Source organism: Pseudomonas sp. R4-35-07 (assembly GCF_003852235.1).
Taxonomy (GTDB): domain Bacteria; phylum Pseudomonadota; class Gammaproteobacteria; order Pseudomonadales; family Pseudomonadaceae; genus Aquipseudomonas.
The window spans coordinates 1243961-1266339 of sequence record NZ_CP027732.1 but is presented as its reverse complement, the minus strand read 5'-3'; the positions used below and the strand labels follow the sequence as shown (position 1 = coordinate 1266339).

The window sequence follows — 22379 nt, the reverse complement described above, 5'->3', positions numbered from 1 at the left end:
AAGCTCGCTCCTACAGGTAGGCGGGTCAGGCCACACGATTGAGTTGCACCGAATGCTGCTCGATAAACGCGGCACTCAACTCGATCACCCGGCGGTATTGCAGGTCGACGGTGATCATGTGGTAACAGTTATCCAGCAGGATCTTGGTCACCGGGCCACCGAGGTGGCGCTCCACATAATCGGCGTTCCAGCGGCTGGTGATGTCGTCCTCGATGGAGTGCAGCACCAGCGTCGGTACCTTGACCTCGGGCATGCGTTTCCTGACCACGGCGTTCAGGCGGTGCAACTCGCGCACAGTAATGCCTTCCATGGTCAACAACCCCGCCTCGCTGCTTTCGCCTTGCTTCATCTGCCGCTCGACGACGGCCCGCAGGCGTTCGTTCTTGATGCCGTAGGGCGGCTTTTCTTCGAAGCTGCACAGGTGCACGCCGAACGGAATCTTCATCAGCAACGGCGTGAGAAACGCCAGTTTATTGATGCTCCAGCCGTCGTACTTCAAGGTGGTGGAGTACATCAGCAGCCCGGCAACCCGCCCAGGGTGTTCGGCAGCCACATACATCGACATCACCGCGCCCATGGACAAGCCGCCAACGAACACTTGCGCGTGACGCCGCTCGATCTGTGCGAAGGTCTTGCGCACCCCTTCGTACCAGTCGCGCCAGCCGGTGGCCTGCAAGTCGCTGTTATCACCGCAGTGCCCGGCCAGGGTGGGCACGTACACCGTGCAGTTGCCCGCCTTGACCAGCCCCCTGGCGACCTGGCGCAATTCCGTCGGGGTGCCGGTCAGGCCGTGGATCAACAGGATCCCGACCGGACCAGCACCGAGAACGAAGCCGGCATCACCTTCACCGAGGTCGATCTCGCCGACACTCACCGTGTGGTCGCTCGCACCAGCAGTTGCTCGAGCAGCTTCAGGCCCAGGTCGATTTCCGGGTAGCTGATTTCCAGGGACGGCGCCAGGGTGATCACGTTCTTGTAGTAGCCGCCCACGTCGAGGATCAGGCCGAGCTTTTGGCCATCCACCAGCATGTCGCCTTTCATGCCCTCCTCGACCATGTAGTCCAGGGTTGCCTTGTCTGGGGTGAAACCGTCCGGGCCGCAGATTTCGCAGCGCAGCGCCAGGCCCAGGCCGTCGACGTCGCCGATGATCGGAAAACGTTTCTGCAAGTCCTGCAGGCCTTCGAGGAAGTATTTACCCTTGGCCATGACCATCGCGCCGTAGTCGACCTCGCTGGTCATCTTGAACATTTCCAGGCCGACCGCGGTGCCCAAAGGGTTGGAGGCGAAGGTGGAGTGGGTCGAACCTGGCGGGAAGATTTTCGGGTTGATCAACTCTTCACGGGCCCAGATGCCGCCCAGCGGGTTGAGGCCGTTGGTCAGCGCCTTGCCGAACACGATCACGTCCGGCTGCACGTCGAAGTGCTCGATCGACCACAGTTTGCCGGTGCGGTAGAAACCCATCTGGATTTCGTCGCTGACCATCAAAATGCCGTGCTGGTCCAGCACATGCTTGAGTTCGCGATAGAAGTTCATCGGCGGGATCACGTAGCCGCCGGTGCCCTGGATCGGCTCGACGTAGAACGCCGCGTATTCGCACTGGTTGGTTTTCGGGTCCCAGACGCCGTTGTATTCAGTCTCGAACAACCGCGCAAATTGCTGCACACAGTGGCTGCCGTACTCTTCCTTGGTCATGCCTTTCGGGCCACGGAAGTGATAAGGGAACGGGATGAAGTTGGCGCGCTCGCCAAAGTGACCATAGCGGCGACGGTAGCGGAAGCTGGAGGTGATCGACGAGGCACCGAGGGTGCGCCCGTGGTAGCCGCCCTCGAAGGCGAACATCAGGCTCTTGCCGTTGGACGCGTTACGCACCACTTTCAACGAGTCTTCAATCGACTGCGAACCACCGACGTTGAAGTGCACGCGACCGTCGAGGCCAAACTTGTTCTTGGCGTCCACCGCGATCATTTCCGACAGCTCGATCTTGCCCTTGTGCAGGTACTGGCTGGCAATCTGCGGCAGGGTGTCGATCTGTTGCTTCAGTGCGTTATTCAGCCGCGGGTTTGCGTAGCCGAAGTTGACGGCCGAGTACCACATTTGCAGGTCGAGGTAGGCCTGGTCTTCGGTGTCCCACACGTAGGAACCTTCGCAACGGCTGAAAATACGCGGCGGCTCGATGTAATGCACGGTGTCGCCGTAGGAGCAGTACTTGGCTTCTTTATCCAGAAGGATCTGGTCTTCAGTGGTAGCGATACGGATATCAGACATGATGGAAAATTTCCTGAGTGTCGGCAGTAAAGGAGGTGGCGTTGGCGGCGATGCCTTGTGGCAGTTGCGCCAGCAATGCAGGCACTTCGGCAAAGGTGTCGAAGCGCGCATGGGGAATCTGGTGGGCGATGCAATACTCGGCGAGGCTGCCCTTGGCGAACACGAAGTCGGCGGTGGAGGCCACGCACATATCGGACTTGCCGTCGCCGATCACCAGCACGCGCTTGTTGCGCGGCGTGGATTTGCATTTGCAGTTGCCGGAAGCGGCGCGGCAGGCAGCGCTTGCGTACGGGAAGTCAATGCGCCAGCTGTTCTGGTCGACCTGGCGCAGACGGTTGGCGAGGATCGGCAGCAAGGTCACGTAGTTGCGCGACAGAATGCGCGCGATACCCTGCTCGATGCCGTCGCTGACCACTTCGATGGTCGCGCCCAGGCCCATGACGTGATCGACGAAGTCCGGGAAGTCCGGGTCGATCTCGACACTGTCGAAATAGGCCAGCAGCTCGCTCGGGGTCGCCTTGATCAGCGCCAGTTGGCGGCTCAGGCATTCGCGTGAGCCGATATGCCCGTCCAGCCATTCCTGTTCGATGGTTTCCCATTCGGGGCCGGCGAAGCGTTGGAGGACGTTGTCGATGACATCGGTGGGGGTGATGGTCCCGTCGAAGTCACACACGATATGCCATTGGATCATTGCGTCTACCTTTGGAAAGAGGCGCGCTGTATGCGCTTGCCTTACCGGTAGAGCAGGGAGCGTGCCAATTGGCTAAAGCCCAGCGGGGCTGGGGCTTTGCCGGATATTTCGGGCGATAGGTGGGCCGCAAGCTACAATTTTTGTAGCTTGCTACAAACAAGATGAGTGCTTGCGCAGGCGCCAGGGTTTGCGCGTTCATGCGCGCCTGTCCACTCACCCAGGAACTGTGACCATGTTGAGGATCACATGCGCTGCACTCGTCGGACTGCTGAGCCTGAGCGCCCAGGCCGGTGGCATCACCGCAGACGTCGGCGCAGGCGTCAGCTACCAACCCCACGACCCGACCGGCAGCCGCTACGAAACCCGCCCCGTGCCCTACCTGGACCTGGACTGGGGTGACCTCAGCCTGAGCACCGATGACGGCTTGACCTGGAGCGCGCTGAACGCCCACGGCCTCACCGCCGGCCCGTACATCAATTATTTGTCAGGGCGTACCTCCAACGGCGCGCTGCAAGGCCTGCGCAATGTGTCGGACATGGCCGAGGTCGGCGGTTTCGTCCAGTACGCGCCGGCCGATTTCTGGCGGGTCTACGCGCAGCTGGGCCAGGCCGTGGGCGGTGGTCATTCCCAGAGCGGGGTGCTGGGCAAGGTCGGCGGTGAACTCGGTTACCCGCTGGGCGGTGGGATTATCGGCAGCAGCGGGTTGATCGCGCATTTTGCCGACGCGCGCCAGAACCAGACATTTTTCGGGGTGGACGATAACGAGGCGGCCGCCACGGGGTTCAAGGCCTATAACGCCAGTGGCGGTTTCCAGAACGTCACCTTGAGCCAAAGCTTCCAGTTCCCCCTGGCGCGCAACTGGTCATTGCTGACCAGCGCGAGTTGGGTGCACCTGGTCGGCTCGGCGGCCAACAGCAGCATTGTCAGGCAAGCCGGCGCGGTGAATCAGGGCCAGGTGCAGACGGCGATCAGCTACACCTTCGATTGATTCACCTCGGTCAAAATGTGGGAGGGGGCTTGCTCCCGATGGCGGTCTGTCAGTTAAAAAATGGCTGACTGGTACACCGCAATCGGGGGCAAGCCCCCTCCCACACGGGATCGTGTTTCAGTTCTCTTCGCCCTCGGCCAGCAGGGCGATACCAGCAATGATCACCGCAACTCCCACCCAGTGCAGCGGGCTGATGTGCTCCCCCAACCCCAGCCAAGACCCCAGCAGTACCGCCACAAACACCAGCGAACTCAACGGAAAGGCCAACGACAAACTGCTGCGCCGCAGGATCAGCATCCACACGAAAAACGCGCTGATATAACTGGCAATCGCCGCCAGAATCCCCGGGTTGCGCGCGACATCCGCCAGCCACTGCCAGGTGAAATCCATCTGCCCCAATTGATCACCGGCCACCTTGGTAAACAGCTGCCCGGCACTTTCAGTGGCGATCAACAGCGCCCACAGCACCAGCGTGCCAAGCCGCCCATGCAACCAGCCCGCGTCGACGGTTTGCGTACTCATGCCTGGCCCCCCGCAATCGCCACCAACATCACGCCGAAGGTAATCACCAGCGTGCCCAGCCAACGGCGTCGGCTGACGGTTTCCTTGAGCACTACCCTGCCTGCCAGCACCACCAGGCAATAGGCCAACGCCGCAAGCGGAAACAGCAGGCTCAATGGCGCACGGGACAAGGCTTCGAGCCAGACGAAAAACTCGATCACATAGGCGCCGATGCCGGCCCAGAGCAGCGGCGCATTGAACACCTGGCCCCAGAACGCGCGCAGACGGAAACCGCCATCGAGTTGCGGCAAACGGTCCACGCCCAGTTTGAAACACAGCTGGCCGACCACATCGAGCACGATGGAAAGCGCCAGCAACATCATGACGGTCAGGCTCACGGGAACAACTCCTCGAACAGATCGATCAGCGCCGCATTGGTCGCGGCATTGCGCTGCAAATCCTGCGCGCTCCAGCGCTCGGGCGGGGGCTGGTCGGACTTGGCTTCCCAGCGCTTGAACGCGTTGCTGAAGGCAGGCGCGGCGAACTCGCCGCACACGTCGATACCAATGATGCGTTTATGCGCGGCCAACGCCCGCAGGGCCTGGAGCAAGTGGCTCAGGCGCATGCCGCCCTGGTCCCAATTGGTGGCGGCGTCTTCACTGGCGAGCACGTCTTTGTCGAGGGTGATCCAGACCGCTTCGGTGGGCAGGCTGGCGATCATCTGGTCCAGGAACGTGGCCCAGTCCAGCTCCGCCAGGTTGCGCCAGTGCAGGTGATTTTCCTGCTGTCGGTGCCCGGCGCCATCGCCAACCCGGCCCCAGACTTTCGAGGGCGGGTGCTGCCAGGGGAACAGCTGCAACTGCCCGCGCTTGAGGGCGCCGAGGTTAGCGCCGCGCAGTTGCGGGTTATGCAGGTCGTCACTGCAGGGGCCCAGGGTGACGATGCGTTTGATCGCCGGCATCTTCAGCGCGCGGTTGACCCACGAACCACAGTGGCGCTTGGGCGCAAAGCGCACCCAGTCGGGGTGGTTGTCGAAGTGGATCAGGCTGATGGGTTCTTTCAAGTCGGCGAGAAACGCTGGCGTGAGGTGGTGATAGTCGCCGGAGCCGACGAACAGGATTTCCGGGCGCGCATCCCTGGGCCGTGGCCGCTGGGCCAGGCGCTCGACGAAACGTTTCCAGGTTTTTTCGGTGGACCACAGGCGCAGCTTCGGGCCCAGGTCCAGCAGATCCAGGCGCGTGGCCCGGCCGCTGGCCAACCGCTGGGCAATCGGCGCCTGAGCGGTGAGGCTGTGGTCGAGGTCAAGAATGTTCAAGGCAGTGTTTCATCCCTAATGGCAGCGCCCAACCGCAGACCGGGTGGGCTTTAGGGGGTCAATGCAAGGGATGGGCCAGGGAGATATTCAGACCAGCGCAGATCAAAATGTGGGAGGGGGCTTGCCCCCGATAGCAGTGTGTCAGCCAACTATTGGTGACTGACACACCGTAATCGGGGGCAAGCCCCCTCCCACATTTTGATCGGTGTCTGGCTTTAGTTTTTGGACTCACTAATGATCTGGCGAATCGCCCCAACAAAGGCTTCTGCCGGCTGCCCGCCGCTGACGGCGTACTGGTCGTTGAACACGATGGTCGGCACCGAGCTCACGCCACGGGTGATCCACAGCTTCTCCTGCTCACGCACCTCGGCGGCGTATTTGTCGCTAGCGAGAATCTCGGCGGCGCGCTTGAGGTCCAGGCCGACGCTTTCGGCGATGATCGCCAGGGTCGCGTGGTCGGAGGGGTCCTGGCCGTCGGTGAAATAGGCCTTGAACAGCGCCTCCTTGAGGTTGTATTGCAAGCCTTCAGTACCGGCCCAATGCAACAGGCGGTGCGCATCGAAGGTGTTGTAGATGCGGCTCTGGCCATCGGTGCGAAAGGCAAAGCCCAACGCGGCGCCCATGTCGCGAATGCGCTCGCGGTTGGCCTGGGACTCTTCGGCGCTGGAGCCGTATTTTTCGGTGATGTGCTCAACGATGTTTTGCCCGTCCGCGGGCATGTTCGGGTTCAATTCGAACGGCTGGAAATGAATCTCGGCCTGCACCTCGGCGCCAAGCTCATCAAGGGCCTCGGTCAAGCCGCGCAGGCCGATGATGCACCAGGGGCAAGACACGTCGCTGATGAAATCGATTTTCAGGGGAGTACTCATGGGCAGGCCACCTCGCTGGCATTAATGCGCCGCAAAAGCGACACGATACACCACCTTCACAGCAGCTTCGAAGGCTCGCCCAGGTCGATCTGCGCCCAGTGCGCGGTATCTTCGCGATGGGCTTGCAGGTAAGGCAGCACCGCCGCCAGCAACGGCGCCTTGAACGCCTCCTGGAAACGGTGGGCCAGGCCTGGAATCAATTTCAACTGGCTGCCCTGGATATGCGCGGCCAGATGAACGCCGTGCATCACCGGCAGCAACGGGTCGGCGGTGCCATGAACCACCAGGGTCGGCACCCGCAACTGGTTGAGCAACGGCACGCGGCTCGGCTCGGCGAGGATCGCCATGATCTGGCGCTTCACGCCTTCGGGGTTGAAGGCACGGTCATAGGACAGCGCCGCCTGATGCAGCAATGCCTGGCGATCATCCTGCACATTCGGGCTGCCCAGCGCGGCGAGCAGATCGGCTTGCTGTTCCAGGGCGACTTCGCGATTGGGCGCGCTGCGTCGCGACAGCAACTGCACCAACGCCGCGTTCGGGGCCGGCAGGCCTTCGGCGCCGGAGCTGGTCATGATCAGGGTCAGGCTTTCCACCCGCTGCGGCGCCATCGCCGCCAGGTGCTGGGCGATCATGCCGCCCATGCTCGCCCCCAGCACATGAAATTGCCGGACCTGCAATGCGTCCATCAAACCCAAGGCATCGTCGGCCATGTCGGTCAGCGTGTAGGGCGCCGCCACCGGCAGGCCGAGCTTGTAGCGCAGCACCTCGAAAGTCAGATTGGCGCTGGCCGGTGCCTGGCGCCAGGTGGACAGACCAACATCGCGGTTGTCGTAGCGGATTACCCGAAAACCTTGCTGGCACAGGGCGACGACCACTTCGTCAGGCCAGTGGATCAACTGCCCGCCCAGGCCCATCACCAGCAGCAAGGCAGGGTCGGACGCACGCCCGATACTCTGGTAGGCGATGCTTACCTGAGCCAGGTCGACCGTTTGGGTCGGGACATTGACGTCACATCGAGAAGCCGCAAAAGACGGCAGGCCGAACAACAGAGCGGCCAGTAAAAGCAACACGCGCATGAAAAACACCGAAACGCAGAACCCCAGTAGAGCGCGAGTCTGATGAAGTTTGTTCAAGCGCGCTGCCACAGTTCGATGACAGTTTGATGAAGAGTGCTAGGCGGCACTGGTCGACATGCGCGGCAACATGAGACAAACTCACGCCATTCCGCTTCATCACAAATTGTCTTCATGGAGAGCCCGTGCTCGAGATCCGTCACCTCAAGACCCTGCACGCCCTGCGCGAAGCCGACAGCCTGGTGGAGGCGGCCGAGCGCCTGCACCTGACCCAGTCCGCGCTGTCTCACCAATTCAAGGAACTGGAAGAGCGCCTGGGCATGCCGCTGTTCGTGCGCAAGACCAAACCGGTGCGTTTCACCAGCGCCGGCCTGCGCCTGCTGCAACTGGCGGACGCCACCCTGCCCCTGCTGCGCGGCGCCGAGCGCGACATCGCACGCCTGGCCGGCGGCACCGCCGGGCGCCTGCACATGGCCATCGAATGCCACAGCTGCTTCCAGTGGCTGATGCCGACCATCGATCAGTTCCGCGATGCCTGGCCCGAAGTCGAGCTCGACCTGGCCTCGGGCTTTGCCTTCGCGCCGCTGCCGGCCCTGGCCCGTGGCGACCTCGACCTGGTGGTGACCTCCGACCCGCTGGAGCTGCCGGGCATCACCTATGTGCCGCTGTTCACCTACGAAGCCATGCTCGCCGTGGCCAATCAGCATCCGCTGGCGAATAAATCCTACATCGTGCCGCAAGACCTGCTGACGGAAACCCTGATCACCTACCCGGTGGAGCGTGATCGCCTGGACATCTTCACCCGCTTCCTGGAGCCGGCCGACGTGGAACCCGCCCAGGTGCGCACCTCGGAGCTCACGGTGATGATGATGCAACTGGTGGCCAGCGGCCGTGGCGTGTGCGGCATGCCCCACTGGGCGCTGCACGAGTACAGCTCACGCGGTTATGTGAAGGCCAAGCGGCTGGGCGAGAAAGGTTTGTTCGCCACGCTGTATGCGGGGATTCGGGCGGACATGCTCGATGCGCCGTACATGCGTGACTTCTTGCTGACGGCCAAAGACACGTCATTTTCGACGCTCGATGGCGTGAGTGCGGTGCGCTGAGGCCCGCGACAGGCTCCCCGTTACCTGCCAACTTTGGCACGGCCCTGAACCTGTGGCGGCTCGGGAGCCGAAGCCTCTCTAACTGATGCCTCGTTCCAAATGTGGGAGGGGGCTTGCCCCCGATGGCGGCCTGACAGCCGACCGAGATGCTGGATCAGTACAAAAAGCCCCAACGTAAGCAAAACGCTCTTGCCCCACCACTCGGCACCTCGCTTAGGCTCGGCTGTCCGAGACACATGCACCGCTGAGCCCCTTGGCGCCGCACCTACACTCGACCCTCACATTCATCCGGGCGCACAGCACCTTCGCTCAACTTGCGCCGTTTTGTAAGGGTTCGCGCATGCACACTTCATTGCCTTCTTCCCCAGCCCAACAGGGTGACGATCCACAACCGATCCAGGCCAAATACACGCCCCTCGTCACTTTTCAGCCTGTGACGTTGCCTGTGGTACCCCCGGTGTCTTCGACCGAGAAGCAGCAGGATCACCTTATCGGCGAGCTCGCCAAACTCAACGTCAAAACCGACGACTTGATGCAGTCACAGCCAAGCATGGGCAGGGTGTATCAGCATAAATTGACTGAAGCATTTCCCCATTTGCCCCGGCCCATCAATCCCAACCAGATCTTTTACAGCCGTTTCCGGGAGGATCAGGAGGGGCAACGGCAACTCTTGTCCAGCGAACCGTTGGGGTCGTTACTCATCCGGTTGCGCGCGCCAGACGGCGGCACCTATTTGACCCAACAGAGCGGTGCCTTCTACCGGGAACCCAACACGTTGGACGCGGACAAGCACCTGTCTTCAAACGGCACGGCGGCGCAGTTGGCCGGCTCGACGGAAATCGCCGTCATCCAAAGTCTGAACGCGTTCTGGGGCACCGCCGAGGATGACCAACCCGACTCGGAGGAACAGCTGATTGCCTTGCGTCGCCAGGTGCTGGCCCATCAACTGGCGCTGCGCACGCTGGATGGCACGTTGTCGGCGGCCGGGCGGACATTGGCCGACAATGTTCTCAAGTACCCCACTGCGGCGGCGCGGGAAAAGGTCTTCGCCATCGACGTCAGGCCTGCGGTATACCGGCTGATGCTGGAGGACGGCAGTGAGTTCGCCGCCGCATTCATCCTCAACGCCACGGGCAAGACTCCGCCTACGGGCAGCGTGATGCTGTACAGCCCGGGCGAGGAGTTTGAGGAATATGAAAACCTGGGCCGTTTGAATCAAGCCGTGGCGGCACGCCTACGCGAAGGCGGCCCGGCCGGCAAGCGCCTGCTCGCAAGCCTGTCGAAAACGGCCCGCGCAGGGCTGTCCGGTTTGCCCGTGCTGGCCGCAAGCCCGCCAACGATAGAGGCAGATATCGTGGCGTACAGTGTTCGCTCAGTACGAATTCGACAATATTTTGCTGTGCGACAAGCCCTGCGCAAGGAGACATTGCCGGTGGCCGGCGAACTCGATCTGGCGGCGGACATCACCCAGTATCTAGACATCGCCGATGCCTTTGTCACACGTAATCTGCGCCTGATAGACGTAAGCGAACCCGAGTGGCTGAAAACTGCCGACGCGCACGACCAGCACCGCTACAGGCAACTGGAACAGGCGATGAGTGACAGCAATGCGGCGCTCATGCCTTTTCTTGAAAAGGTTCAGACACTGGAAGCGTTTTCACTCGAACAAACAGACAAGGTCCTGAAAAAACAGAAACCGGCCTATGCCGACGTGGATATTGCCCCGTATAAAAGCCTGGTTCGTCTGCGTCTGTCCTTCCTCCTGCCGGTCGAGTTGACGGGGTACCGCGACGAGAACACGTCGGTCGTTTACATCACCGCCGATGAGAAGATAAGCATCCCACGGTTTCTGGAAGGCCAGACACTGACCCGTGGCACCTGGAAGAGCCAGGTCGTCATAGACCTGCGCACACTGGGCAGTTACGCCCAGCGCAATGTCGATCCATGGTCCGCGCATGACTTCAACAGAACCATCAGCGCCACCGCCACCCTCGTCGATACCGACGGCAACACCAAGGGCACGCTGGGCGATTCGGATTTACGCGCGCTCGCCCAAGAAGCCGACATTGGAGGAAAATACGCCGAATACCTGAGGTCAACCTTTTCGCAGGGCAGCCAAGGCAACAGCTTCGCCACCGCCTGGCAGCGCGCCAACGCGGCGAAAATGCACAAGGACGCCCTGGAGAGCCGGTTGAATCCCGATATTCACAAGCTGTTTATATTCAAGACGCCCGGAAGCGGATTTGACTGGATAAAGGCGGTGCTCGAGTACCCCGATTCCACAAAACGCCCCCGGGTCAGCGAGTTCGAGATCGACGTGAATCTGTTGGTGATGGGCAGCGTACTGGAAGGAGGCCGAGGGGGGCACGTGATCAATGGCGTGTTGATCATTCAGCGAAAACGCACCAAGCCTGACGGCGTCTGCGTGCTGTATACGCCGGATGCCCCGGATGACGCGCCCTTCAGGGAACTGCCCAACGGCCTGGGGGAGCTGGACGTGCTGAACGCAAAACCGCAATGGCGAGCCTATTTCAGCGAGCGCATGGCCACCAACGATGCGCAGGAGCGCTCACGAATCTTCAGCGATACACGCGGCGTGCACCGCTATGCCTTAATAACAATAACCGGCAATTTTCACGCGTATTTGTATCTGGCGCAGCTCGGGTTTCAACTCTCGTATACCGCTTTCCATTCACGCAGCAATGCGCAGATTTCCCGCGAGTCCACCGTAAACGCCGTTATGTTCGGCATTGAAGTGGCCGATTTTTTTATCGACCTGATGCCCTTCAAAGCCGCACGGATGTTGGTGCGCAGTGGCATCGATAAAGGCCTAAGCCTGGTCAGACAACTGGGCCGCCGTGTGCCGGGGCTGGTCCGAAAAATCGGCCCCCGCCACAAGATCCGCATCGCGCTCACAACGGCCTCGATCCGGCCATTGGAGCCGGCCTGGGTCGATGTTGCCGCGTATCGGTTGCCCAAACAGATCGACGCATTCTTTGACGTGGAAGAATTTGCCCAGGCGAACCACTACACGCTGTCGCGCACAACGGGCAATGCCCCGTGTTTTTTTGACAAATACAATAACCAACTGATCGCGATGAGGGATCAAGGCGGGCGTTATCACCTGTATCAGTCTTTTGTCGAAGACGGTGCGCGCTATGTAAAAGACCCGGCAGGAAACAGTGCGAACTTTATGGTGGTGCCGGGCAACGCTAAAAGCTGGAAGCCACGTTTCGAACGCACGACAGCGGGCGGCGGCACGGCGATGGGCAGGCTGCGCGGGCTCACGCCTGAACAGCAAGTCGATGCCGACCTGATCGCGGCGCTTAGTATTTACTCAACAGATGAGCAGTTAAGGTATTTCGAACCCCTCATTAAAGAAATGACCGAGTTACAGAAGCGAACACTGCTGGCGAACGCACGACAGCAGATGGGCAATATCGACGAAGCCACCTTTCGTCGCAGCGTCTCGGGGCAGCAGAATTTAAGCCCGCGCGCCAAAAATGAATTACGTGACGCATTGTTGAGGCTGCATTCGGAAGCGGAGATTTACGTCCACATAAACAGATCAACCTCGAATCTGGTCCCTCCCCTGCTCCCGTTGGACAAAGATAAATTATTTAAAAAAATAAAAAGACTAATTGGCAAAAACGACAACTTTTCAAAAGAAATCCGAGCCTCCATTACAATTCAGGACCCCGACACAAACGCACAGTTTGTAGGTTATGCGATCACACCTCAGCAGATGAAGAGCCTGAATAAATTTGATGAAAAATATCAACTTTCAACCTGGCCAACGGATTCGTTTAACGCGTTTCTGAACGAAAAAGGACGCCAGCAAATGCTTACCAAAATAGCCACCGATAAAAAAATTTCGCTCGCAATGGCGCTGGAATCGCATTTGTCGGACCCTAAAGTACGAGAATCCTTAACCCTGTTCAGAACAGAAAAATTCAAGGAAAAGCTCAAGGAACTTGGCGTGGACTCCTACGCCGAGGACTTTAAAAAATCCGGCATTCCCTATATCGCCATGTCTAGCGGTACATACAAGAGCGGTGAGTCTGGCGTAAGAATGATCGACAGTGTCGCCGTCACGAAATTTGAAAAGAACCTCCCTCGGTTTTCAGAGCCTTTAGAGTTTGACGTCGCCCGCGTACCCACCAAAAAAATTGAAAAACCATCCCCCACACCGACACCTTCCCCGGCCCCCCCTACGGCCCGAGCCCCCGTAGTCAACATCGTGAAGCAGGACGAGTTGTTAGAAGCGCAGATCCCGCTGCTATCAGACAGTGCGAGAAACAAACTTGAGCAGATCACCGAGGACATTCAGGCAGGTCGTGTCAGCCGCAAAAAAATCGGCAACTACACCTATATTGATTTACCCCAGGTAGAGGCAGGCGCGGGCCGTGGTCGATGGCGGGTGGCCATTGAGCGCACCGCAAAAGAGGATGGCAAAGATGTCTTCGTACTCCGAGGTATCTTTGATTATCACGGTGCCAGGCCGGTCGCCTGGGGAATGTAATGCCCCCTTAACCCTCGCCGCGCAGCTCACGCCACATGTGGATCTTGTCGAAATAGTCCAGGCCCACCCGCACCGCCAACGGTTCCAGGCCGTACTGGATAAAGCCGCAGCGCCGGTACAACGCAAAGGCGGCGTCATTGCCGGCGGTGACGGTCAGTTGGACCACCTTGAGGCGCGGGTGCTCGCGCGCCTGGTCGAGTGCCGCCTGCACCAACCGGCGGCCCAGGCCGTTGCGTTGATGGGCTTGAGTCACGTACATGCCGAATAACGTCACCTTGTGCCGCGCTTTCTCCCGAGGCTCGAACGCCAGGCCGACGATGCCGACCAGTGCGTCGCCGGCATATGCGCCGAGCAAACGGTCCAACGCACCGTCCAGGCGCTTTTGCCACCAACTCAACGGCATCGCTGCGCGCTCGGCGACGCTGGAGGTGAACGCCTGGGGATAAGCATCATAGGCCTCGAGCATCAATGCCCGATAGGCCTCGGCATCGCGGGGATTGAGTGGACGAATCGTCATGCGCCGATCAGCGACGCGCGGTAGAGCGGCAGGATCTGGTCACGGCTCAGCGGCGCCAATGGCAGGCCGCCGTCGCCCATGGGGTCGATCCAGCGTATTTCTTCAATTTCAGCGGCCGGGGTGACCGCCACGTCGATGTGCAGCTGGAACATGTCGGCCTGCACGGTGAAGCCCGGCTCGTTGGCCGCGGGCCCCGAGAACTGGCCGAGGTACACAGCTTGTGCCGGATCGATACGCAGGTTCAGTTCTTCCTGCAGCTCGCGAGCCAGCGCCTCGACCGGTTGTTCGCCAGCGTCGATCTTGCCGCCGGGCTGCATGAACGCCAGGGTCCCGCGTTTGCGCACCAGCAAGGTCTGGCCGTGCTTGTCGATCAGGACCGCTGCAGCGATGCGGATAATTGAAGAGTTCATGTGGGAATCGTTATCTCGTCGGGTTGTTTGATAAATACGCTGTATTTTGCGCCTTCCATCGATTCGAACGCGATCAGCTTGTCCACCAGCGGCAGGTTCAGCACCTTGCCGGCGTTGAGCAGGAGCATACCGTTGTCGGCGTTGAGGTTGCGCGCCAGGACCATGCCGTCCTCAAGTTCGCGGGTGGTGAGGACTCTGACCGTGGGGTCGCCCAGGGTCACATCGCTGAGGAAGGTGGCGCAGGCCTGCACGAAATCCTCGACCAATTCCGGGTCGTAAAGGCGCCCGGCGTACTTGCGGATATACAGCAACGCTTCGTCGCTGTTCAGGTGCCGCTCCAGGATCAGGCCTTTTTGCAGCTCGATGAAGTCCACGGCCAATTTCAGCAGCCGCGAACCCGCCGGGATCGCCTCGCCCTTGAGGTGGTCGGGAAACCCCGAGCCATCCCAACGCTCCTGGTGATGACGAATGATCCGCGCCGCGTCCTTCATCGGCTCCAGGGTCATCAACAGCGACTCGCTCTGGGTCGGGTATTCGCGATACAGCGCGCGGTGGGTGCTGTGCAGCTTGTCGGACGGCGCAACCATCATGCTGTCGGTCCAGCTCAGTTTGCCGATGTTGTACAGCGCCGCAGCCATGGTCAGGTCGCGGGTGCTGGCTTCATCCATGACCTGGGCGGCGCAGTACACGCGGATCAATTCGATCAACGCGCGGTTGGTCTGCTTGTCCTTGGGCAACCGCAGGTTGGCCAATAGCGAAAACACTTCGGTACCGGTCACGTAGCTGCGCTTGAGCTCGTCGTAGGCCAGGTCGAGCATGTCGGCGGTCTGTTGCAGTTCGGCGGTACGCGCCGTCACACGCTTTTCCAGCGTGGCGTTCAGCGCTTTGAGCTGGTCGTTCTGCTCCCGCGCAAGGCGTTCAAGCCGCTGATGTTCGAGGGTTTGCTGCAAGACCAGCTGCAACTCTTCGTCATTCCAGGGTTTGCTGATGTAGCGGTGAATCTGCCCGTCGTTGATCGCCTTGACGATGGTGGTCAGGTCGGCGTAACCGGTGAGCAGGATGCGGCCGGTGGCCGGGTACAGGCGGTGAACCTGCGCCAACAGCGTGGCCCCGTCCATACCGGGCATGCGCGCATCGCTCATCACCAGGTCGATGGGCCGGGTTGCCATGATCTCCAGCGCCTGGGCGCCGCTGGTGGCCAACACCACCTCGTAAGGCTGGCTGCGCAACAGGCGGCGCAGGCTGTTGAGGATCGACTCTTCATCGTCGACCAGCAGCACAGCGGACTTCGTAGCGAGTTGTTCATCCATGGCGACTCTGCCTTCAAATTAAACGATGTGAAGCTCAATTGAACCGGTGCGCCGTGCCGATCCAGGCCAGCAGCGCGAAAATGCTGTTGATTTGACGCCAACTGGCCGTCGATATCAAGGGAGCTCAGCTATGCTGTCACTGCATGTTCACACCCCTTTGCTTGTAAAACCAGGGAAGGAATCGTTATGCCGTCGAGTCTTCTGCACAGGCGCAGGGCACCATGACCCCGGAATCAGGGCGGGCCAACCGTCGCATCCTGATCGTCGATGACACGGCTTCGATCCACCAGGATTTTCGCAAGATCCTCTGCGCCGACGAGCACGGCGAGCCCTCGCTGGACACCTTGGAGTCGGCCCTTTTCGGCACCGCCGCGCCGGTACGCCAGGCATTTGAGTTGGACTCCGCCTACCAGGGCCAGGAAGCGCTGGCGCTGGTGAACAAAGCCCTGCAGGCCCAGGCGCCCTATGCGCTGGTGTTTATCGACATGCGCATGCCCCCCGGTTGGGACGGGCTGCAAACCATCGAACAGCTGTGGGATGTCGACCCCAACCTGCAAATTGCCCTGTGCACTGCCTATTCCGATTACTCCTTCGAGGCGATTGAAGCGCGCTTGAAGTACAACGATCAGTTGCTGATCCTGAAAAAGCCGTTCGATCACCTGGAAATCCGCCAGATGGCCAGCGCCCTGACGTGGAAATGGCAACTGGCCCAGGACGCGGCGCTCAAGGTGATCAGCCTGGAGCGCACCATCGAAGAACGCGTGCAGGAACTGCTCAAGGTCTCGCACCTGTTGCAATACGACGCCCTCACCGGGCTGCCCAATAGTACGTTGCTGGGCGACCGACTGACCCAGGCCATCGCCCTGGGCCGGCGACATGACACGCAACTGGCGGTGATGTTTATCGGGCTCGACCGCTTCAAGCGCATCAATAATGCCCTGGGCTACCCGGTGGGCGATGAAGTGCTCGAGCAGGTCAGCCAGAACCTGGTGGCAACGGTACGTGCGTCGGATTCGGTGTTTCGCTACGGCGCCGATGAGTTCGTGATCCTGCTCAACGATATCCAGCACCCCCAGCAAACCCAGCACATTGCGCAAAAAGTGCTGAATGCCATCAGCGCGACGCGGCACGTCGCCGGGCAGGACCTGAGCGTGACCGCGAGCCTTGGGATCAGCGTTTACCCCAACGACAGCGCCAACGCGGTGGGGTTGATCAAGCAGGCTGAAACCGCCATGCACGCCAGCAAGGAGCACGGCCCGAACGACTTCAGTTTTTATACCGAAGACATGAACCTGCGCGCCCGACACCAGCAACACCTGGAGAGCGCGCTGCGCCAGGCGCTTGAGCGCGATGAGTTGGTGCTGCACTACCAACCCAAGCTGGAACTGGAGTCCGGGCGGATCGTCGGCGCGGAGGCGCTGACACGCTGGTTTCATCCGAGGTCCGGCTGGATCAGCCCGGCCGAGTTCATTCCGATCGCCGAAGACAGCGGCCTGATCGTGCGCCTGACCCAGTGGGTACTGCGCCAGGCCTGCGCACAAGCCCAAGCCTGGCGGCACATGGGCCTGGCGCCGCTGCGCATGTCGGTGAATATTTCGGCGATCGACTTTCGCCAACGCAACTTCGTCGACAACCTGGCTGCCATCCTCGAACAAACCGGCCTGCCGCCCGCCCTGCTGGAACTGGAAATCACCGAAAGCGTGCTGATGCAGAACGTCGACGAAACCGTGGCGATCCTGCAAAGGATCAAGGCGCTGGGGGTGCGCCTGGCCCTGGATGATTTCGGCACGGGCTACTCCAGCCTCAGCTACCTGCGGCGCTTTCCCATCGATGTGCTGAAGATCGACCAATCCTTCGTGCGCGGCCTGAGTATTAATAGTCAGGACGAACAACTGATCAGCGCTATCATCGGCATGGGTAAAAGCCTGAAACTGGACATCATTGCCGAAGGCGTGGAAACCCTCGACCAACTGAATTTCCTCAAAGCCCAGCGCTGTGAGGAGGGCCAGGGTTTTCTCTTCAGCAAAGCGTTGGCGCCGAAGGATTTCGTCCAGTTGCTGCAGGTGGGTAGCGCGACACTGATGCCCGATCAATAGCCCCAGGCCGCAAGGAGTGCTCGCTTGAGCCATGTTTCAACTGTCCGTACCGGCTTCATTCTCGCGTTGTGCCTGGGCAGCGGCGCACCGCTGGCCGCCGCACCGCTGAACGAGGCGCTCAAGCCCATGCCGGCGATACCGGCGCTGGACCCGGCCAAGGTTGAGCTGGGCCGCCAGTTGTTCAACGAGCCGCGTCTGTCGGCGAATAACACGCTGTCCTGCGCCAGCTGCCACCGCCTGGAGTCCGGCGGCGCCGACAACAAGCCGTTCTCGATCGGCGTTGACGGTAAACCTGTGGTGCTCAACACGCCTTCGGTGTTCAACGCCAGCCTGAATTTCAAGCAGTTCTGGAATGGTCGGGTAGACACGCTGGAAGCACAGGTTGATCAGGTGGTCACCAGCCCCGTGGAAATGGGCAGCGACTGGAACACCGTGGTGCAGAACCTGGCGGCCCTGCCCGTCTACCAACGCGCCTTCGCCCAGTCTTACCCCGATGGCCTCAACGCCGCCAACGTGCAAAACGCACTGGCTACCTACGAGCGCACGCTGCTCACGCCCGACTCGCGCTTCGATCAGTATCTGCAGGGCAACACCGCGATACTGACCACCCAGGAAAAGTACGGCTACCAGCGCTTCAAGGAGTACGGCTGCATCGCCTGCCACCAAGGCGTGAACATCGGCGGCAATATGTTCCAGAAATTCGGAGTGATGGGCGATTACTTCCAGGCACGCGGCAACCCGCAGGAGTCGGACCTGGGGCGCTACCTGCTGACAAAGGACGAAGAGGACCGCTATGTGTTCAAGGTGCCCAGCCTGCGCAATGTCGCCGTCACCGCGCCGTATTTTCACGACGCTTCGGCCAAGACCCTGGAAGAAGCAGTCGATGTGATGTTCAAGTACCAACTGGGGCGTAACCCGACCCAGGAAGACAAGGACCTGATTATTCAATTTCTCAAGACCCTGACCGGTAACTGGGCGGGCAAGCCCCTATGAGACGCTTGTCACGCCTGTATCGCCGCCGCGCCAGCCAGGTGTTGCTTGGCCTGATGACTCTGTTTCTGGCCTCCACGCTGGTGTTTTTGTACCTCAAGTCTTCCCGCGACCAGACGGCCACTTATACCCTGTCGCGCGACCTGATCCGCCAGCTCCAGCAGCTCAATGCCCAGTGGGACAGCGAAGTGCTCAAGGCGCGGATCGCGCTGACCCATAACTACGACCCGCTGGTCATGCCCCTGACGGAAATGACCCGGATCGGCGCTGAACTTGCGAGCCGCGGCGCCTACCACAGCGCTGCCGACCTGCCGGGTTGGCAAGCCAGCCAGGCGGCCTATCAGGCGGCCATCCAGGACAAAGCCCGGCTGGTGGACCAGTTCAAATCCCACAATGCGGTGTTGCGTAATTCGCTGGCGTTTCTGCCGACCGCCGAAGATGACATCCAGGCCCAATTCAACAGCATTGACGACGAAGGCCGCCTGCAAATGCAAAGCGTGGCCACCGACACCTACGACCTGCTGCTCAGCAGCCTGGAGTTCGCCCAGGTCACCAGCGACGAGCGCGCCGCCGATATCCTGGTGGGCCTGGGCAAACTGGCGATCAACAAACAGAGCCTGCCCGTCGAGTTCCAGGCGCCGGTGGATATCCTCAGCAATCATATTTCGCTGATCCTGCGCGAACAGCCTGTGGTCAACAGCCTGCTCGAACGGATTGCTGCCGTGCCCGTGGCCGAGCACCTCGACGCGCTGACCACCCACCTCGATCAGGACCAGCAGGCCGCCGATCTCATCGAACATCAATACCACCGCTACCTGCTGGTGTTCTCGACGTTGCTGGTGGTGCTGCTGCTCTACCTGGCCGTGCGCCTGCTGCGCAGTTTCGCCGAGATCAACCGCGTCAACCGCGCCTTGCAATCGGCCAACGAAACCCTGGAACAACGGGTGGAACGGCGCACGCAACAACTCAAGGACGCCCAGAGCGAGCTGCTCGACAGCGCCCGCCAGGCAGGCATGGCAGAGATCGCCACCAACGTGCTGCACAACGTCGGCAACGTGCTCAACAGCGTGAATATTTCCGCCGACCTGGTCAGCCGCAAACTGCGCAGCAGCAAGGCCCTGGGCCTGGGCAAGGCCATGCAACTGATCAACGCGCACCAGGGCGACCTGGGCAGCTTTCTCACCGAGGATGAAAAAGGCAAATTGCTGCCGGGCTACCTGAACCAACTGGTGGACGCGATTGCCATCGAGCAGCAAGGCATGAGCGATGAGCTGGCGCAGCTGAGCAAAAGCGTCGACCACATCAAGGACATCGTCTCGACCCAGCAATCCTATGCCGGCGCCTCCACACTGCTGGAGCCGGTGGACATTGGTGGCTTGATGGACGATGCCTTGCGCATGAACGCCGGCGCGTTGACGCGTCACCACGTCACGGTGGTCAAGGAATACGCGCCGGTGCCGCAGATTCTGGGGGACAAACACCGGTTGCTGCTGATCATGGTCAACCTGATCAGCAACGCCAAGTACGCCATGACCGGTCTTTCCGAGCGACCACGGCAAATCACCCTGAGGGTCGAACAGGTAGGTGACCAGACCCTTAAAATCAGTGTGAAGGACGATGGCGAAGGCATACCGGTCGAAAACATGACGCGGATCTTCACCCACGGCTTTACCACCCGTAAGGAAGGCCACGGCTTCGGCCTGCACAGCTGTGCCCTGGCCGCCGTGGAAATGCACGGCCAGCTCACGGCTCACAGCGACGGACCGGGCCTTGGCGCGGTGTTTACCTTGACGATTCCCTTGACCCTTGTCGGAAGTACCGCATGAACCAGCCTCCCAACCGGCGCATCCTGCTGATCGATGACACCCCGTCCATCCATGAGGATTTCCGCAAAATCCTGATGCCGAGCGCAGAATCCAACCTGGCGCTGGACGAGATGGAGTCGGCGCTGTTTGGCGACACCGCCACGCCGCAAGCCCAGGCGTTCGAGCTGCATTCAGCCTATGGCGGCGAAGAAGGCCTGGCCTTGCTGACCACCGCCATGGCCGAACAACGCCCTTACGCGCTGGCCTTCGTTGACATGCGCATGCCCCAAGGCTGGGACGGCGCGAAGACCATCGAGCAACTGTGGAAGGTCGCACCCGACCTGCAAGTGGTGGTATGCACCGCGTACTCGGATTATTCCTGGGATGACCTGCTGTCGCGCCTGAACGCCTATGACCGCTTGCTGATCCTGAAGAAGCCGTTCGACAACATCGAAGTCCAGCAAATGGCCAACACCCTGGCCAATAAATGGGACATGGCCCGGCGCGCGTCCCTGCAAACCTTGCACTTGGAACAGCTGGTGGAACAACGCACCCAGGCGTTGCAGTTGGAAATCAACGAACGCAAGCACCTGGAAAGCCAGCTGGTGCAATCGGAGAAGCTGGCCTCACTGGGGCAACTCGCGGCCGGCGTCGCCCATGAGATCAATAACCCGGTGGGTTTCATCTCATCCAACCTCAGCACCCTCGACAGCTACTTCAACCAGTTGCAACAGATGCTGGAGGCATATCAACACAGCGAAGCGCTGATCCCGGCGCAGGATCAGCGTGACCGGCTCAAGGCGTTGCGCACAGAACTGGAACTGGAGTTTCTCAAGGAAGACATTCCGGTGCTGATCCGCGAGTCCAAGGACGGCATTGGCCGCGTGGTACAGATCGTCAAGGACCTGAAGAACTTCTCGCGGGTGGATAACGACCAGACCTGGCAGTTCGCCAACCTGCAACAGGGCATTGATTCGACGCTGAACATCGTCGCCAGCGAACTCAAGTACAAGGCCGATGTGGTCAAGCACTACACGCCCCTGCCGGACATCGAATGCCTGGCCTCGCAGCTCAACCAGGTGGTGATGAACCTGGTGATCAACGCCGCCCAGGCCATGGGGCCGGAGCGCGGCACCATCACCATCAGCAACGGCGTGGACGGCGACACCATCTGGTTGGAAGTGGCGGACAACGGCTGCGGCATTGCTCCCGACACCGTGCTGAAGATTTTCGACCCGTTCTTCACCACCAAGCCGGTGGGCGAAGGCACCGGATTGGGGCTGTCATTATCCTACGGCATCGTCAAGAAACACCGGGGGCATATTTCGGTCAGCAGTGAGCTGGGCAAAGGCACCACGTTTCGGGTGGTGCTGCCGATTCGGCAGACGGCGGCGTAGGGCCCGCCGCCGGGTACGGCCAGTGACCCATCAAGCCTGCAGCGCTATTTTTTGCTGGCGCAGCGTCGCGGCCAGGTCTAACAAGCCTGAACCTTCGCGCAGCCCTTTCTTGACGGACTCAGGCGTGGCTTCGTTCTTTACCACCGCGCCGACGTAACCCTCGGCCATCGCCTTGTAGTCTCCGGTAACCGCGCCGAGAAGCGCCTTGTCAAAACCGTCTTCGCGGGTTTTACGAAACCCGTCCAGCGCCCCGCTGATGGCGCCATCAAGGCCTGGCTTAGCCTTTGCAATTCCCTGCAGCACGTTGCTCATGCCTGGGATAAACCACAGGCTCTTGGCCGCGTCAGCGGCAAACCGCTGGAATTTTCCCGGTGGGGTGCCGTCGCGCAACGCGTGGGAAGTGTGCTGATGCTGAGCGGATTGCATCCGCTGCTCACGGTCGATCGCGGCGGACGCGCCTTGATGAATGATGGAAGGGCCGAAAGCGGCAGATATGTTCGACATGAGCGATGACTCCAAATGCATGA

At 60.7% G+C, this 22379-nt stretch carries 19 protein-coding genes; 7 read left to right on the top strand and 12 right to left on the bottom strand.

Annotated features, from left to right (window positions below; all coding sequences use genetic code 11):
* Window positions 1-25: 25 nt before the first annotated feature.
* The 3 genes from C4J89_RS05630 to C4J89_RS05620 are packed head-to-tail and all read right to left on the bottom strand — an operon-like array spanning window position 26 to window position 2956.
* The gene (locus tag C4J89_RS05630; protein ID WP_124413963.1) at window positions 26-874 is read right to left on the bottom strand and encodes a carboxylesterase; all 849 of its coding nucleotides are present in this window, start codon (window positions 872-874) and stop codon (window positions 26-28) included.
* Complete coding sequence (locus tag C4J89_RS05625; protein ID WP_124361495.1) at window positions 871-2265, bottom strand: aspartate aminotransferase family protein; 1395 nt, start codon at window positions 2263-2265, stop codon at window positions 871-873. The genes C4J89_RS05630 and C4J89_RS05625 overlap by 4 nt, the downstream gene beginning before the upstream one ends.
* Complete coding sequence (locus tag C4J89_RS05620; protein ID WP_124413962.1) at window positions 2258-2956, bottom strand: MtnX-like HAD-IB family phosphatase; 699 nt, start codon at window positions 2954-2956, stop codon at window positions 2258-2260. The genes C4J89_RS05625 and C4J89_RS05620 overlap by 8 nt, the downstream gene beginning before the upstream one ends.
* 232 nt (window positions 2957-3188) lie before the next feature.
* On the opposite strand from C4J89_RS05620, the gene C4J89_RS05615 reads away from it, so the two are divergent.
* Window positions 3189-3944 carry a MipA/OmpV family protein gene (locus C4J89_RS05615; RefSeq protein WP_124413961.1) on the top strand — a complete coding sequence of 252 codons (756 nt, stop codon included), beginning with the start codon at window positions 3189-3191 and terminating at the stop codon, window positions 3942-3944.
* Between the two features lie 117 nt (window positions 3945-4061).
* Here the strand turns inward: C4J89_RS05615 and C4J89_RS05610 are convergent, their stop codons facing one another.
* The 5 genes from C4J89_RS05610 to C4J89_RS05590 form a co-directional block, all read right to left on the bottom strand.
* Entirely contained in the window at window positions 4062-4466 is a 405-nt protein-coding gene (locus C4J89_RS05610) for an EamA family transporter (RefSeq protein WP_124361492.1), read from the bottom strand.
* Window positions 4463-4843 carry an EamA family transporter gene (locus C4J89_RS05605; RefSeq protein WP_124413960.1) on the bottom strand — a complete coding sequence of 127 codons (381 nt, stop codon included), beginning with the start codon at window positions 4841-4843 and terminating at the stop codon, window positions 4463-4465. The genes C4J89_RS05610 and C4J89_RS05605 overlap by 4 nt, the downstream gene beginning before the upstream one ends.
* Entirely contained in the window at window positions 4840-5760 is a 921-nt protein-coding gene (locus C4J89_RS05600; RefSeq protein ID WP_124361490.1) for an arginase, read from the bottom strand. Before C4J89_RS05600 ends, C4J89_RS05605 begins: the two co-directional genes overlap by 4 nt.
* Before the next feature lie 215 nt (window positions 5761-5975).
* Entirely contained in the window at window positions 5976-6629 is a 654-nt protein-coding gene (locus C4J89_RS05595; RefSeq protein WP_124413959.1) for a DsbA family oxidoreductase, read from the bottom strand.
* A 56-nt stretch (window positions 6630-6685) separates the two neighbouring features.
* Window positions 6686-7705 (bottom strand): alpha/beta fold hydrolase, encoded by a 1020-nt coding sequence (locus C4J89_RS05590; protein ID WP_124361488.1) that lies wholly within the window; start codon window positions 7703-7705, stop codon window positions 6686-6688.
* A 182-nt stretch (window positions 7706-7887) separates the two neighbouring features.
* On the opposite strand from C4J89_RS05590, the gene metR reads away from it, so the two are divergent.
* On the top strand, window positions 7888-8805 hold the full coding sequence (gene metR, locus C4J89_RS05585; RefSeq protein WP_124361487.1) for a transcriptional regulator MetR: 918 nt from the start codon (window positions 7888-7890) through the stop codon (window positions 8803-8805).
* A 340-nt stretch (window positions 8806-9145) separates the two neighbouring features.
* Window positions 9146-13327: a dermonecrotic toxin domain-containing protein gene (locus C4J89_RS05575; RefSeq protein ID WP_124413957.1), complete on the top strand. Its 4182-nt coding sequence runs from the start codon at window positions 9146-9148 to the stop codon at window positions 13325-13327.
* Between the two features lie 7 nt (window positions 13328-13334).
* On the opposite strand, the gene C4J89_RS05570 is transcribed toward C4J89_RS05575, so the two are convergent.
* The 3 genes from C4J89_RS05570 to C4J89_RS05560 are packed head-to-tail and all read right to left on the bottom strand — an operon-like array spanning window position 13335 to window position 15564.
* Window positions 13335-13844, bottom strand: a complete 510-nt coding sequence (locus C4J89_RS05570) for a GNAT family N-acetyltransferase (RefSeq protein WP_124413956.1) — start codon at window positions 13842-13844, stop codon at window positions 13335-13337.
* On the bottom strand, window positions 13841-14254 hold the full coding sequence (locus C4J89_RS05565; protein ID WP_124361484.1) for an NUDIX domain-containing protein: 414 nt from the start codon (window positions 14252-14254) through the stop codon (window positions 13841-13843). Before C4J89_RS05565 ends, C4J89_RS05570 begins: the two co-directional genes overlap by 4 nt.
* Complete coding sequence (locus C4J89_RS05560) at window positions 14251-15564, bottom strand: HD domain-containing phosphohydrolase (protein ID WP_124361483.1); 1314 nt, start codon at window positions 15562-15564, stop codon at window positions 14251-14253. The genes C4J89_RS05565 and C4J89_RS05560 overlap by 4 nt, the downstream gene beginning before the upstream one ends.
* 221 nt (window positions 15565-15785) lie before the next feature.
* Between C4J89_RS05560 and C4J89_RS05555 the strand changes: the two genes are divergently transcribed.
* From C4J89_RS05555 to C4J89_RS05540, 4 genes are read left to right on the top strand one after another with little or no spacing between them, the layout of a single operon-like run.
* Window positions 15786-17660: a bifunctional diguanylate cyclase/phosphodiesterase gene (locus C4J89_RS05555; protein WP_124413955.1), complete on the top strand. Its 1875-nt coding sequence runs from the start codon at window positions 15786-15788 to the stop codon at window positions 17658-17660.
* Window positions 17661-17684: 24 nt separating this feature from the next.
* A complete protein-coding gene (locus C4J89_RS05550; protein WP_124413954.1) occupies window positions 17685-18653 on the top strand; it encodes a cytochrome-c peroxidase in 969 nt (322 codons plus the stop codon).
* A complete protein-coding gene (locus C4J89_RS05545; RefSeq protein ID WP_124413953.1) occupies window positions 18650-20476 on the top strand; it encodes a DAHL domain-containing protein in 1827 nt (608 codons plus the stop codon). The genes C4J89_RS05550 and C4J89_RS05545 overlap by 4 nt, the downstream gene beginning before the upstream one ends.
* A complete protein-coding gene (locus tag C4J89_RS05540) occupies window positions 20473-21852 on the top strand; it encodes an ATP-binding protein (RefSeq protein WP_124413952.1) in 1380 nt (459 codons plus the stop codon). Before C4J89_RS05545 ends, C4J89_RS05540 begins: the two co-directional genes overlap by 4 nt.
* 30 nt (window positions 21853-21882) lie before the next feature.
* On the opposite strand, the gene C4J89_RS05535 is transcribed toward C4J89_RS05540, so the two are convergent.
* Window positions 21883-22356: a hypothetical protein gene (locus C4J89_RS05535; protein WP_124413951.1), complete on the bottom strand. Its 474-nt coding sequence runs from the start codon at window positions 22354-22356 to the stop codon at window positions 21883-21885.
* Window positions 22357-22379: the final 23 nt, after the last annotated feature.

Excerpts from the sequence above, each read along its gene's own strand:
- C4J89_RS05625 (WP_124361495.1), bottom strand. The coding sequence starts at position 2,265 with ATGTCTGATATCCGTATCGCTACCACTGAAGACCAGATCCTTCTGGAT.
- C4J89_RS05620 (WP_124413962.1), bottom strand. The coding sequence starts at position 2,956 with ATGATCCAATGGCATATCGTGTGTGACTTCGACGGGACCATCACCCCC.
- C4J89_RS05615 (WP_124413961.1), top strand. The coding sequence starts at position 3,189 with ATGTTGAGGATCACATGCGCTGCACTCGTCGGACTGCTGAGCCTGAGC.
- C4J89_RS05610 (WP_124361492.1), bottom strand. The coding sequence starts at position 4,466 with ATGAGTACGCAAACCGTCGACGCGGGCTGGTTGCATGGGCGGCTTGGC.
- C4J89_RS05595 (WP_124413959.1), bottom strand. The coding sequence starts at position 6,629 with ATGAGTACTCCCCTGAAAATCGATTTCATCAGCGACGTGTCTTGCCCC.
- C4J89_RS05590 (WP_124361488.1), bottom strand. The coding sequence starts at position 7,705 with ATGCGCGTGTTGCTTTTACTGGCCGCTCTGTTGTTCGGCCTGCCGTCT.
- C4J89_RS05575 (WP_124413957.1), top strand. The coding sequence starts at position 9,146 with ATGCACACTTCATTGCCTTCTTCCCCAGCCCAACAGGGTGACGATCCA.
- C4J89_RS05570 (WP_124413956.1), bottom strand. The coding sequence starts at position 13,844 with ATGACGATTCGTCCACTCAATCCCCGCGATGCCGAGGCCTATCGGGCA.
- C4J89_RS05565 (WP_124361484.1), bottom strand. The coding sequence starts at position 14,254 with ATGAACTCTTCAATTATCCGCATCGCTGCAGCGGTCCTGATCGACAAG.
- C4J89_RS05560 (WP_124361483.1), bottom strand. The coding sequence starts at position 15,564 with ATGGATGAACAACTCGCTACGAAGTCCGCTGTGCTGCTGGTCGACGAT.
- C4J89_RS05555 (WP_124413955.1), top strand. The coding sequence starts at position 15,786 with ATGACCCCGGAATCAGGGCGGGCCAACCGTCGCATCCTGATCGTCGAT.
- C4J89_RS05545 (WP_124413953.1), top strand. The coding sequence starts at position 18,650 with ATGAGACGCTTGTCACGCCTGTATCGCCGCCGCGCCAGCCAGGTGTTG.
- C4J89_RS05540 (WP_124413952.1), top strand. The coding sequence starts at position 20,473 with ATGAACCAGCCTCCCAACCGGCGCATCCTGCTGATCGATGACACCCCG.
- C4J89_RS05535 (WP_124413951.1), bottom strand. The coding sequence starts at position 22,356 with ATGTCGAACATATCTGCCGCTTTCGGCCCTTCCATCATTCATCAAGGC.